At 67.4% G+C, this 12,960-nt stretch carries 10 protein-coding genes; 8 read left to right on the top strand and 2 right to left on the bottom strand.

The features are described 5' to 3' along the window. Nucleotides 1-136: 136 nt before the first annotated feature. A complete protein-coding gene (locus tag FPJ27_RS20415; RefSeq protein ID WP_072443200.1) occupies nucleotides 137-2,407 on the bottom strand; it encodes an NADP-dependent malic enzyme in 2,271 nt (756 codons plus the stop codon). Between the two features lie 487 nt (nucleotides 2,408-2,894). On the opposite strand from FPJ27_RS20415, the gene FPJ27_RS20410 reads away from it, so the two are divergent. The 7 genes from FPJ27_RS20410 to FPJ27_RS20380 all read left to right on the top strand — a co-directional run bounded on the left by FPJ27_RS20410 (nucleotide 2,895) and on the right by FPJ27_RS20380 (nucleotide 10,408). Beyond that, nucleotides 2,895-3,581 (top strand): orotate phosphoribosyltransferase, encoded by a 687-nt coding sequence (locus FPJ27_RS20410; RefSeq protein ID WP_034183954.1) that lies wholly within the window; start codon nucleotides 2,895-2,897, stop codon nucleotides 3,579-3,581. A gap of 240 nt (nucleotides 3,582-3,821) precedes the next feature. Then, entirely contained in the window at nucleotides 3,822-4,415 is a 594-nt protein-coding gene (locus FPJ27_RS20405) for a YbhB/YbcL family Raf kinase inhibitor-like protein (RefSeq protein WP_072443198.1), read from the top strand. Between the two features lie 222 nt (nucleotides 4,416-4,637). Next, nucleotides 4,638-5,210 carry a flavodoxin family protein gene (locus FPJ27_RS20400; protein ID WP_072443196.1) on the top strand — a complete coding sequence of 191 codons (573 nt, stop codon included), beginning with the start codon at nucleotides 4,638-4,640 and terminating at the stop codon, nucleotides 5,208-5,210. 161 nt (nucleotides 5,211-5,371) lie between these two features. Continuing rightward, the gene (gene argC, locus FPJ27_RS20395) at nucleotides 5,372-6,322 is read left to right on the top strand and encodes an N-acetyl-gamma-glutamyl-phosphate reductase (RefSeq protein ID WP_204425445.1); all 951 of its coding nucleotides are present in this window, start codon (nucleotides 5,372-5,374) and stop codon (nucleotides 6,320-6,322) included. A 430-nt stretch (nucleotides 6,323-6,752) separates the two neighbouring features. After that, on the top strand, nucleotides 6,753-8,174 hold the full coding sequence (locus tag FPJ27_RS20390; RefSeq protein WP_072443192.1) for a DUF2957 domain-containing protein: 1,422 nt from the start codon (nucleotides 6,753-6,755) through the stop codon (nucleotides 8,172-8,174). A 140-nt stretch (nucleotides 8,175-8,314) separates the two neighbouring features. Beyond that, nucleotides 8,315-9,556, top strand: a complete 1,242-nt coding sequence (locus FPJ27_RS20385) for a DUF2957 domain-containing protein (protein WP_204425443.1) — start codon at nucleotides 8,315-8,317, stop codon at nucleotides 9,554-9,556. 18 nt (nucleotides 9,557-9,574) lie between these two features. Beyond that, nucleotides 9,575-10,408: an OmpW family outer membrane protein gene (locus tag FPJ27_RS20380; protein WP_072443188.1), complete on the top strand. Its 834-nt coding sequence runs from the start codon at nucleotides 9,575-9,577 to the stop codon at nucleotides 10,406-10,408. 185 nt (nucleotides 10,409-10,593) lie between these two features. Here the strand turns inward: FPJ27_RS20380 and FPJ27_RS20375 are convergent, their stop codons facing one another. Beyond that, on the bottom strand, nucleotides 10,594-11,523 hold the full coding sequence (locus tag FPJ27_RS20375; protein ID WP_204425441.1) for a LysR family transcriptional regulator: 930 nt from the start codon (nucleotides 11,521-11,523) through the stop codon (nucleotides 10,594-10,596). 97 nt (nucleotides 11,524-11,620) lie between these two features. On the opposite strand from FPJ27_RS20375, the gene FPJ27_RS20370 reads away from it, so the two are divergent. Further along, nucleotides 11,621-12,904 carry an MFS transporter gene (locus tag FPJ27_RS20370; RefSeq protein ID WP_204425439.1) on the top strand — a complete coding sequence of 428 codons (1,284 nt, stop codon included), beginning with the start codon at nucleotides 11,621-11,623 and terminating at the stop codon, nucleotides 12,902-12,904. Nucleotides 12,905-12,960: the final 56 nt, after the last annotated feature.

Genomic DNA, 12,960 nt, shown 5'->3' with positions numbered 1-12,960 from the left:
GCGCGCGGCGGGCGTTCGCGGTTCGGACACCTGCCCGCGCCGGCAGCGGATCACGATAAAAAAACGCCACGGAACCTGCGTTCCGTGGCGTTTTTCATTGCGCCGCGCCTGAAGCGCGGCACACGCGGGCGCGAACTTACTTCGTGTTCACGTTCGCGGCGGCAACGGCCGTCATGTTGATGATCCGGCGCACGGTCGCGGCCGGCGTCAGGATGTGGACCGGCTGCGCCGCGCCGAGCAGGAACGGGCCGACCGTCACGCCTTCGCCGCCGACCATCTTCAGCAGGTTGTACGCGATGTTCGCGGCTTCGACGTTCGGCATGATCAGCAGGTTCGCTTCACCCGACAGCGTCGTGCCCGGGAAGGCCTGCTTGCGGATCACTTCCGACAGCGCCGCGTCGCCGTGCATTTCGCCGTCGACTTCCAGGTTCGGCGCACGTTCGACGATCAGCTTGCGAGCCTCGGCCATCCGGCGCGACGACGACGACGGCGCGCTGCCGAAGTTCGAGTTCGACAGCAGCGCGGCCTTCGGCGTGATGCCGAAGCGCTCGATCTCGGCCGCGGCCTGGATCGTCATGTCGGCGAGCTGTTCGGCGCTCGGCTGCTCGTTCACGTACGTGTCGCACAGGAACAGGTTGCGGCCCGGCAGCATCAGCAGGTTCATCGCCGCGAAGTGCTCGGCGCCCTTCGCACGGCCCAGCACCTGCTCGATGAACTTCAGGTGGCTGTGGAACGTGTCGATCATCCCGCAGACCATCCCGTCCGCGTCGCCCAGATGCACGAGCATCGCGCCGATCAGCGTGTTGAACTTGCGCATCGCGGCCTTCGCGACTTCCGGCGTCACGCCGTCGCGCGCGGCGATGTCGTGGTATGCCTGCCAGTAGCGGTGGTAGCGCGTGTCGTCTTCCGGATTGACGATCTCGAAATCGACACCGGCCTTCAGCTTCGAGCCGATCTTCTGCAGGCGCATCTCGATGACCGACGGACGGCCGACGATGATCGGCTGCGCGATCTTTTCCTGCAGCACGAACTGCGCGGCACGCAGCACGCGCTCGTCCTCGCCTTCGGCGTATACGATGCGGGCCTGCTTCTTCTTCGCGGTCGCGAACACCGGGCGCATCACCATGCCGGTGCGGTAGACGGTCGCGCCGAGCTGCTCGCGGTACGCGTCCATGTCCTGGATCGGACGCGTCGCGACGCCCGAATCCATCGCGGCCTGCGCGACAGCCGGCGCGATCTTGATGATCAGGCGCGGGTCGAACGGCTTCGGAATCAGGTATTCCGGCCCGAATTCGAGCGAGTGGCCTTCATACGCCTTCGCGACTTCCTCGCTCTGGTCGGTTTCCTGGGCCAGCTCGGCGATCGCGCGCACGCACGCGAGCTTCATTTCTTCCGTGATCGTCGTCGCGCCGACGTCGAGCGCGCCGCGGAAGATGAACGGGAAGCACAGCACGTTGTTGACCTGGTTCGGGTAGTCCGAACGGCCGGTCGCGACGATCGCGTCCGGGCGCACGGCCTTCGCGTCTTCCGGGCGGATTTCCGGTTCCGGGTTCGCGAGCGCCAGGATCAGCGGCCGGTCGCCCATCGTCTTGACCATGTCCTGCTTCAGCACGCCCGCGCTCGAGCAGCCGAGGAACACGTCCGCGCCGACGATCGCATCGGCGAGCGTGCGCGCGTCGGTCGTGGCCGCATAGCGCTGCTTCGACGGATCGAGATTGCCGCGCCCTTCGTAGATCACGCCCTTCGAATCGGCGACGAGGATGTTCGACTTCGTCAGGCCGAGGTTCACCAGCAGGTCCAGACACGCGATGGCCGCGGCGCCGGCGCCCGAGCACACGAGCTTCACTTCGGACAGCTTCTTGCCGACGACCTTCAGGCCGTTCAGGATCGCGGCCGACGCAATGATCGCGGTGCCGTGCTGGTCGTCGTGGAAGACGGGGATCTTCATGCGCTCGCGCAGCTTCTGCTCGATGTAGAAGCATTCCGGCGCCTTGATGTCCTCGAGGTTGATGCCGCCGAGCGTCGGCTCGAGCATCGCGATCGCCTCGACGAGCTTGTCGGGGTCGGACTCCGACAGCTCGATGTCGAACACGTCGATGCCCGCGAATTTCTTGAAGAGGCAGCCCTTGCCTTCCATCACCGGCTTCGCGGCGAGCGGGCCGATGTTGCCGAGACCGAGCACGGCCGTGCCGTTCGTGATGACGCCGACGAGATTGCCGCGCGACGTGTACTTCTGCGCGTCGAGCGGATCGGCGTGGATCGCCTCGCACGCGGCGGCGACGCCCGGCGAATACGCGAGCGACAGATCGAGCTGGTTCGACAGCGGCTTGGTCGGGGTGACCGAAATCTTGCCGGGTTTCGGGTTCAGGTGATAAGCGAGAGCGGCCTGCTTCAGTTGTTCGTCCATGATTGACCTTGCTTCAGTTGTTCGTCCATGATTGACCTGCGAGAGACATGCGAAATTTTGACGGTTCAGTACACAGCACCTTCGGCCGCGTCTGCTTGAATCGAGGGGATGGTCGACTGCGAGACGGCACGCGACGCGCCGGGTCGGCACGCCATCGAACCTTGGCGGGTGGCAAGAGGAAAGTACAAAGTACTGAACGATTTCTAAGGGTCGCCTAGTGTACACCCCGCGCATGACACATGTTGGTGCAGCGCCGCATCCCCGGCATCGCATCGGAGCGATCCGCCCCCGCTTGTTTCGCCGGTGGTGGGCGGCATCGCGAACCTGCGCGAATTCCGCCGAAAACCGGCCTGAATCGGGTAAAATAGCCGGCTACGCGCGCAGCGATGCGATCGGCCTTCCGATCGCGCCCCCGGCCCCCGGCCGGGTTCCCGTGCTGCGCCACCGGGCCTGCGCCCGCTCCTCGCTCAACACCCAAGGAATGCCCATGACAGGCTACGATCGTCAGTCGATCTCGGATACGACCGCCAAAATCCTGCTCGAAGTGCAGGCGGTGCACTTCAACGCCGAAAAACCGTTCATCTTCACGTCCGGCTGGGCGAGCCCCGTCTATATCGACTGCCGCAAGCTGATCTCGTATCCGCGCGTGCGCCGTGCGCTGATGGAAATGGCGGAAACGACGATCACGCGCGACATCGGCTTCGAGCAGATCGACGCGGTGGCGGGCGGCGAGACGGCCGGCATCCCGTTCGCGGCATGGATCGCGGACCGGATGATGGTGCCGATGCAGTACGTGCGCAAGAAGCCGAAGGGTTTCGGCCGCAACGCGCAGATCGAAGGCCATCTGGAAGAAGGCTCGCGCGTGTTGCTGGTGGAAGACCTGACGACCGACAGCCGCAGCAAGATCAACTTCGTCAATGCGCTGCGTACCGCGGGCGCGACGGTGAACCACTGCTTCGTGCTGTTCCACTACGACATCTTCAAGGAAAGCGTGTCGGTCCTGAAGGACATCGACGTCGACCTGCACGCGCTGGCGACGTGGTGGGACGTGCTGCGCGTCGCGAAGGCATCGGGCTACTTCGAGACGAAGACGCTCGACGAAGTCGAGAAATTCCTGCACGCGCCGGCCGAGTGGTCGGCCGCGCACGGCGGCGCGACGGGCGCCCAGGAGTGACGCCGCGCCGGCATGCATGCCGGCGCCCTGGCTGAAAAAGCCGCCTGCTTCATCGCAGGCGGCTTTTTTTCGTCCGTCGTTCCGCGCAAGAACCGGTCGCGACCGCGGGTCGCGGTGTGCATCGCTCATCGAACCCTAATGCTAGACTTGATCCATCGCCGCCATCAGCGACGCGGGCAACGCACAACGCCAACAACGCCGGGAGCATCGGCCCGGCCCACGTGACGGGAGAAGCGCCATATGCGTGTGGATCGCCGGATCACTCCGCCTGCGCCATCGGGTCGCCCGTCTCCGTTCATCGCTCTCCTCGTTTGCACCGCCGTCTTCGCGGCGCTGCCCGTTCATGCGGAAGGCCCGTTCACCATGTCGAGCGACGACCTGACGCCCGGCGGGCGCGTCCGCGCCGCGAACGTGTTCGACCGCGGCGACTGCAAGGGCGCGAACCGCTCGCCGCAGCTCGCCTGGCACAACCCGCCGCCCGGCACGCGCAGCTACGCAGTCACGATCTTCGATCCCGACGCACCCGGGCGCGGCTGGTGGCACTGGGCCGTGGCAGGCATCCCGGCCACGGTCACGAGCCTGCCCACCGACGCGAGCGCGTCCGGCTTCCTGCGGCGCATCGGCGCGATCGAGGCGCGCAACGACTTCGGGATCGACGGCTACGGCGGCCCGTGCCCGCCGCCCGGCAAGCCGCACCGCTACGTGATCACGGTCTACGCGCTGAAGGGCAACGACCTGCGCATCGCGCAGGGCCGACCCGCGCCGATGTTCGAGCATGAGATCGGCACGCTCGCGATCGGCAGCGCGCAATTCACGGTCAGCTACGGGCAGTGACGGCAGTAACGGGCGTCACGCGACGCCGCCATGCCGCGATTACCGGCCGCCGCGAATTTCAGTGCGCCGCATGCACGCGTTTTCCCGTCATTTCGGCTTGCTAGACTCGTCGTCACCGGTCGCGGCATCGCACGCCGCGCATCGGTCGCGCCGCCCGCCGGCGACGCGTGACGCGGCAGGCCACTGCGGCCGCCATTCCCGTCCCTTTCCGGAGAACGCTTCATGTCGAACATCGTCATCGTCTATCACAGCGGCTACGGTCACACGCAGAAACTGGCCGAGGCCGTTCACGCGGGCGCGCAGGACGCCGGCGCGACCGTGCGCCTGATCGCCGTCGGCGACCTCGACGACGCGGGCTGGGCCGCCCTCGACGCGGCCGACGCGATCGTCTTCGGCGCGCCGACCTACATGGGCGGCCCATCGGCACAGTTCAAGCAGTTTGCCGACGCGACGTCGAAAGCGTGGTTCACGCAGAAGTGGAAGGACAAGATCGCCGCGGGCTTCACGAACTCCGCGACGATGAACGGCGACAAGTTCTCGACGATTCAATATTTCGTCACGCTGTCAATGCAGCATGGGATGGTGTGGGTCGGCACGAGCCTGATGCCGGCCAACTCGAAGGCGGCCACGCGCAACGACATCAACTACCTCGGCGGCTCCACGGGCCTGCTCGCGCAGTCGCCGGCGGATGCGACGCCCGACGAGGGCCCGCTGCCGGGTGACCTCGAGACCGGGAAGGTATTTGGCCGGCGCATCGCCGAAGCGACGGCACGCTGGGTTGCCGGCAGCCGCTGAGCGCGCCCTGACGCCCGCGCCTGCGCCGGCGGGCCTCAAAGGGACACAAGACGGCCTGCCCCGGCCGTCTTTTTTCGCCCCGCACGGTACAGACGCACCGGATGACGTCTTAAAATGGCGATCTCCGGGCGCGGGCCCCCGTTTCATCCAGTGAGAGCGAAATGAGCACCAAAGTTTTTGTCGACGGCCAGGAAGGCACGACCGGCCTCAAGATCTTCGAATACCTGTCGGCGCGCAACGATATCGAGATCCTGCGCATCGATGAAGCGAAGCGCAAGGACGTCGACGAGCGCCGCCGCCTGATCAACGCGTCGGACATCACGTTCCTGTGCCTGCCGGACGTCGCGTCGCGCGAATCGGCCTCGCTCGTCGAGAACCCGAACACGACGCTGATCGACGCGAGCGCCGCGTTCCGCACGAGCGCCGACTGGGCCTACGGCCTGCCCGAACTGACCCGCGCGCAGCGCGAGAAGATTCGCACGTCGAAGCGCATCGCGGTGCCGGGCTGCCACGCATCGGCCTTCGTGCTCGCGATGCGTCCGGTCGTCGATGCGGGCATCGTCGCGCCGACGTTCGCCGCGCACAGCTACTCGATCACCGGCTACAGCGGCGGCGGCAAGTCGATGATCGCCGACTACGAGAACGCGGCGCCGGGTGGCAAGCTCGCGAGCCCGCGCCCGTATGCGCTCGGCCTCACGCACAAGCACCTGCCGGAAATGGCCGCGCACACGGGCCTCGCGAACCCGCCGATCTTCACGCCGATCGTCGGCCCGTTCCTGAAGGGTCTCGCAGTGACGACCTACTTCACGCCCGAACAGCTCGCGAAGCGTGCGACGCCGCAAGACGTGCAACGCGTGTTCGCCGAATACTACGCGGACGAAGCATTCGTGCGCGTCGCGCCATTCAACGCGGACGCGAACCTCGACGGCGGCTTCTTCGACGTGCAGGCGAACAACGACACGAACCGTGTCGACCTGTTCGTGTTCGGCAACGAAGAGCGCTTCGTCACGGTCGCGCGCCTCGACAACCTCGGCAAGGGTGCGTCGGGTGCCGCGATCCAGTGCATGAACCTCAACATCGGCGCGGCCGAGGATGCGGGCCTCACGCGCTGACCATCCTCTCGTGCGATGCAAAGCCGGCCGCTGGCCGGCTTTTTATTTACCCGCATCACGCAATAAATAAAATCCTGTTCGCGCATTTACAAATATTTACAAGCTTTCCATTGCGCGATTACCAGCGAATTAACTCCCCCCTTATTTCTCCAGTCAATCCCGAATAGGGATAAACCGGATACCACCGCTTTAAACACTGCCGCTGTGCGCGGGAAGGTTCTTCGACAGCCTTCCGCGCGTGGCACATCCCCCACTTCGGCAGCTTTTGCCAGCCCCTCGCACGTTTTAATTCTTACTGAATGCCGTGTCGGACAAGGATTTAAAACACGACATCCGTTTCAATCGCCTTTTTTAGACGGGTTCATCAATTGACAGCAAAAATCAAGGCGGCGACATTAGCTCGCACAATTAAACGATTGGAGACAGCGGCATGTCGCACGCCTTATCGAAGGGGGTGGCAACGGCCTTTGCCATTGCCCCTTTCCTGGTTGCATGTGGTGGGGGGGATTCCGGCGGCGCGCTCGCGCCGATCAATGCGCCCCAATGTTCCGGATCGAGCTGCGGCACGCAAGGGCCGCCGCCGTCGCAGCCCGTCAACGGTTCGTTGTGTCCGGCCAACGCCGACATCGTGAAGAACACGTATCTCGGCGGTGCCGGTAGCGGCGAGATCGTCAGCGTCAACATCGACGCAGTCGCGATGACGTACACGCTCAAGTGGCTCGAATCGCCGATTCCGCTGAAGACGGGCACCGTCACGCCCAGCCGCGTCGGCACGACGATCACCGGCAAGGTCATCCACCCGCCGACCGGCGCGCTGCCGACCGCCGAGCAGACGCGCTGCGCGTTCGTCCTCACGCCGGGCACGGGCCCCGCGCCGGACGGCTCGACCTATTCGACGGCCGCCGACTTCAACCAGGCGAACCCGCCGATGCTGCTCGTCGGGATGGGCGTCGCGGGCGGCGGCATTCCGGGCGCGACGATCCAGTACGACGGGCTGACGATCATCCCGGGCGTCGTGCAGAACGTCGGCCAGGTGCCGAACCGCCACTTCGATTTCTATCCGTTCCTCGGCTTCGCGAACACGACGACCGACCTGTCGAAGCTGCCGGGCACGTACAACGCGCTGATCTACCACCTCGTGCCGTCGGGCAACTACGCGACGAAGGGATCGAACTCGAGCGAGACGTTCGATGCGAACGGCGCGTGCACGTCGACCGGTTCGGGCGGCTGCCAGACGACCGGCGATCCGTGGAAGACGAGCGCGAACGGCGGCTACTTCGACAGCACGAAGGCACCGCAGACGCTGCCGCAAACGCAACTGCCGATCGTCGGCGCGACCGGCAAGTCGGCGACCGCGCACATGGTGATCGGCCAGCTCAACGGCGCGACGGTGCCGGTGATCGTGCGCACGGGCAACGTGAACCTCGGTACGCCGCCGCTGCACCTCGACGCGCAGGTCGACGACGAATCGGGCATCGCGGTGCTCGGCGCGGCGACGGCGATCACGTCGGGCTCGATCGACGGCGGCTACGCGGGCGCGGACTCGAACTTCAAGTACACGGCCGCCCTGATCCGCGGCAGCAACGCATCGTTCATCAACCCGACCACGCAGGCCGAGGAAGACGGCTTCACGCTCGACTACGGCCAGGCGACGCCGGGCCTGCTGAACGCGAAGACGACGCCGCCGAGCGGCGCGACCTACCCGTCCGCATCGGGCGTGGTGATCGCGACGGGCGGGCTGTACGCGGCACTCGTGCAGGGCACGGTGAACGGCGGCGTCACGTCGACGTCGGCGAACTCGACGACGTCGTCGACACCGTACTTCGGCGTGGGCGCGCAGATCAGCAAGTAGCGATCGAGGACGCGGCGGCGGCCCGCCCGCCGCCGCGCGACGGACGAAGCGCGCGGCACCGCGCACGCAGGACGAGCACAAGCAACAGAAGCGGCCGACAGGGAGCTGGCCGCCACACAAGACAAATCTGGAGGAGCAACATGAAGCGCAACCTCATTCTGGCGGCGGCCTTTGCCGCCCCCCTTCTTTCCGCCTGCGGCGGCGGCAGCGACAACCCGCCCCCGCTCGTCGAAGACCGGCTCTGTCCCGCGTCGCTCGACTACAGCACCGTGTTTACCGGCGGCGCGGGCAGCGGCGAACTCGCCAAGGTCCAGCTCGACACGACCAAGATGACGTGGCAGGTCACGTATGTCGAATCGGCGGTACCGCGCACGACCGGCACCGTCACGCCGACCCGCGCGGGCACCGTCGACAGCGGCACGCTCACGCAGGAAACGCTGCTGCCGACCAACAAGCTGAACCAGTGCGCGTTCCGCCTGAACGGCGCGAGCCTCGACTCGACGCGCCCGGCACGGATCTTCGTCGGCTTCGGCGTCGCCGGCGGCACGATTCCGGGCAAGGAAATCCAGTTCGGCGGCGTGCTCGGCCAGGCCGCGGTGCCGGACACGAAATTCCCGTACTACCCGTTCATCGGCTTCTCGTCGATCGAGACCGACATCGCGAAAGTCGCGGGCACGTACAGCCATGTCGGCTTCGGCGAGGTGCCGTCGCAAAACTTCGCGCCCGCGTCGATCGACGCGAAGGTGACGATCAACGCGGACGGCTCGTGGACCAAGTGCGACACGACCGGCCAGTTCGCCGGCGGCGCATGCATGCAGCAGGGCACGAACTTCGTGCCGGCCGCGGACGGCAGCGGCGCGTTCCAGTCGAACAACTACCGGAGCCAGTTGAAGCCGACGCTGTCGGCCACGCCGCAGGGCAAGGGCTTCATGATCGTCGGCAAGCTGCGCAACCAGCTCGTGCCGATCCTCGTGCGCACGGGTGTCGCGAACCCGAACCCGACACCCGACAGCAACGGCGTGCCGGGCCTCACCGCCGACGACGAATCGAGCATCTCGATCCTCGCGCCGCAGACGGCGATCGCGGCCGGCTCGCAGAACGGCGAGTACATCGGCGTCGACAGCGAGTTCAACTACCGGACCACCGCGCTGATCAACACCCAGGCAACGCTGCTCGATCCGTTCCAGCCGTCCCAGGCGTCGCTCACGAGAGTGCTCGACCTCGACTACACGCAGAAGGTGCCGGGCACGGTCACGACGATCCACACGGGTTCGGGCAGCACGTCGCCGACCGGCAAGTTCATCTTCTCGGGTGGCGTGTTCGGTTTCCTCGACAACGCGGGATCGACGCCGTATTTCACGATCGGCGCGTTCGTCCAGTAAGCGGAGGGGAACGCCGTGATGAAGAAAACCCTTCTCTGCGCGGCGGCCGGCGCCGCCGCACTGGCGCCGCTCGCGGCGCACGCGCAGAGCGCCGGCAGCAACGTCGTCACGCTGGGCTGGTTCCACGTGATGCCGCAGCAGAGCAGCACGCCGATGACGACCAACGTCGCACCGACACCGATCAACACGCCGCTGCGGCTGCCGCCGTCGTTCACGTCGCCGGGCACCGGGCTGCGCACCAGCGGCGCCGACACCGTCGGCCTGACGGTCAGCCACTTCCTGACCGACCATATCGCGGTCACGTCGGTGGCAGGCGTGCCGCCGGTGTTCAAGGTGTCGGGCCAGGGCACGATCAAGCCGCCCGGCCCGGCCGGCGCGCTCGGCACGCAGAACATCGGGCTGGCGTCGGTCAACCCGATCGTGAAGAGCGTGCGGCAGTGGAGCCCGGCCGTGCTGCTGCAATACTACTTCGGGCAGGCGACCGCGAAGTTCCGGCCGTTCCTCGGCCTCGGCGTGTCGTACAACTGGTTCAGCGACCTGCAGCTCAACACGAACTTCATCAAGCAGACGCAGGACAACCTCGGCGCGATTCTCGCGGCGGGCGCGGGCAAGCCGGGTACGACATCGGTGGAGGCGAAGGCGTCGTCGTCATGGCAGCCGGTGTTCAACGCGGGCCTGCAGTACAACATGACGGAGCATTTCGGGCTGATCGCGTCGGTGACGTACATCCCGCTGAAGACGACGTCGACGGTGACGATCAAGGCGGCCGACGGTTCGGTGCTGGCCGAGTCGAAATCGGACCTGAAGGCCGACCCGATCATCAGCTACGTCGGGATGACGTACAAGTTCTGAGCCCGGCGACGGACGACGACTGGAACGCCGCGGCAAAATCGCAGGCAAAAAAAAAGCCCGCCTAAGAGGCGGGCTGAATCCATATCAGAGGAGACATGGAGGAGACAGGTGCCACTATAGCGAATCGGTTTCCGCAATGCAACATTTCCGTAGAGAAAATAAGGATTTTCCCTCGAATGCCGACTCTAAATCGCTTCGCTGGCTTCTGACCCCTTCCCGATCTCCCCGTCCAGCACCTCGGCCAGCGCGTCGCGCAGCAGCGCGACCGGCCGCACCAGCCGGCCCGGCAGCGCGCCGTGCACGATCCATACGTTGATCCGAGTCTCCAGCCCCGCCGTTTCCACCACCCTCAGCGCATCGCGATGCGCGCTGCGCGCCAGCGCGTTCGGCGCCGCGATCCCGATGCCGGCGCCGCGCGCGACGAGCGACAGCTGCAGCTCCGAGCCGAACGCCTCGACCGCGACGTCGAACGGCAGCCCGGCCGCGCCGAGCGCGCGGCTCAGCGCCGAGCGCATCCCGCAGCCGTCCTGGCTCAGCACCCACGGAAAACCCGACAGCGTGTCGAGCGACAGCGGACCATCCGGCAGCGGAAAGTCGCGCGCGGCGACGAGCACCGTCGGCTGCGTGGCGAGCAGCGTCGCGGTGAACGCGTCGGGCAGCGCCGCGCTCGCCGGCACCATCACGGCCGCGACGTCGAGCGTGCCGCGCTCGATGCCCTGCATCAGCGCCGGCGACCAGCCGGCCGTCACGCGCAGCGTCAGGCGCGGGAACGCGTCGCGCAGCCGGTCGATCGGCCGCTCGAGCGCCAGCTCGGACAGGAACGGCGGGACGCCGATGCGCAGCTCGCCCGACGGCTCGCTGTCCGGCGCGCCCGCCGCCATCAGTTCATCGACCGCGCCCAGCACGTTGCGCGCGAGCGCATAGACGTCGCGCCCGGCGGCGGTCGGCTTCAGCGGCTTGCTCTGCCGTTCGAGCAGCGGCATGCCGAGCAGCGTTTCGAGATTCTGCACGCGCCGCGTCAGGCCCGGCTGCGTCAGGTGGAGCTTTGCGGCCGCGGCGATCATCGACCCGCTGTCGACCACCGCGACGAACGCCAGGAGATCACGCGTATTCAAAACAAACTCGCATAATCATGTTAGACATATTTCAATTGTCGCATAAACATCGGCCGCCTACGATGGGAGTTCCTTCGACCCGCACCCCAGGCTTCCGATGAACTGCCCTGCCGACTCCTGTCCCGCCGCCGTTCGCACGCCCGCCGACGCGCCGCCCGCGCTGAGCGCGGGCATGACGCTGTTCTTCGCCGCGACGGTCGGTGTGATCGTGATGAACCTGTTCGCCGCGCAACCGCTGACCGGCCCGATCAGCACCGACCTGCACCTGCCGGCGGGCCTCGCCGGCCTCGTCGCGATGCTGCCGCAGCTCGGCTACGCGGCCGGGCTCGTGTTGCTCGTGCCGCTGGTCGACCTGCTCGAGAACCGCCGCCTGATCGTCGCGACGCTCGTCGCCTGCGCGGCTGCGCTCGCGCTGCCCGCATTCACGCGGTCGGGCGCCGTGTTCCTGCTGGCGACGCTCGCCGCCGGCGCCGCGTCGAGCGTGATCCAGATGCTGGTGCCGATGGCCGCGTCGATGGCGCCCGAAGCGCAGCGCGGCCGCGCGGTCGGCAACGTGATGAGCGGGCTGATGCTCGGCATCCTGCTGTCGCGGCCGCTCGCGAGCCTGATCGCGGGCTCGGCCGGCTGGCGCGCGTTCTACGCGTTGGCCGCGCTCGCGAACGCGGCGATCGCCGTCGTGCTCGCGCTGCGCCTGCCGTCGCGCACGCCGTCGATCACGGCCGGCTACCGCGCGCTGCTCGCATCGATGGGGCGCCTGCTCGCCGACGAACCGGTGTTGCGCCGTCATGCACTGTCGGCCGCGCTCGCGATGGCCGCGTTCAGCGCGTTCTGGACCGCCGTCGGGCTGCGGCTCGCGCAGCCGCCGTTCGGCCTCGACCTGCACGGGATCGCGCTGTTCGCGTTCGCCGGCGCCAGCGGCGCGATCGTCACGCCGCTCGCCGGCCGCGCCGGCGACCGCGGATACGGCCCGGCCGCGCAGCGGATCGCGCACGGCACGATGCTCGCGGCGCTCGTCGTGCTCGGGATTGCGGGTGCCGGCTGGTTCGGCTTCGACGCGCACGCGCATCGCGGCCTCGGCCTGGCGCTGCTTGCCGGCGGCGCGGCGCTACTCGACGCGGGGGTCATCGTCGACCAGACGATCGGCCGCCGCGAGATCAACCTGCTGAACCCGGCCGCGCGCGGGCGCCTGAACGGGCTGTTCGTCGGGCTGTTCTTCGTCGGCGGCGCGCTCGGCGCGGCGCTCGCGGGCAGCGCGTGGTCATCGGGCGGATGGAGTGCGGTGTGCGGCGTCGGGTTCGCGTTCGCCGGCGCGGCCACCGCATTCGGCCTCTCGGCCGGACGCCTGGCCGGCGTGGCGGCGTCGACTCGCCCGCGTGCATGAGCGAACGTGAAGCGGACGCAAAAAGACGAACGCCCCGCCCTCTCGCGAGGGGCGGG

The organism is Burkholderia sp. MS455 (assembly GCF_016899445.1).
Lineage (GTDB): Bacteria > Pseudomonadota > Gammaproteobacteria > Burkholderiales > Burkholderiaceae > Burkholderia > Burkholderia pyrrocinia_C.
The sequence above is the reverse complement of the archived record's forward strand: the minus strand, read 5'-3'. Positions and strand labels throughout refer to the sequence as shown.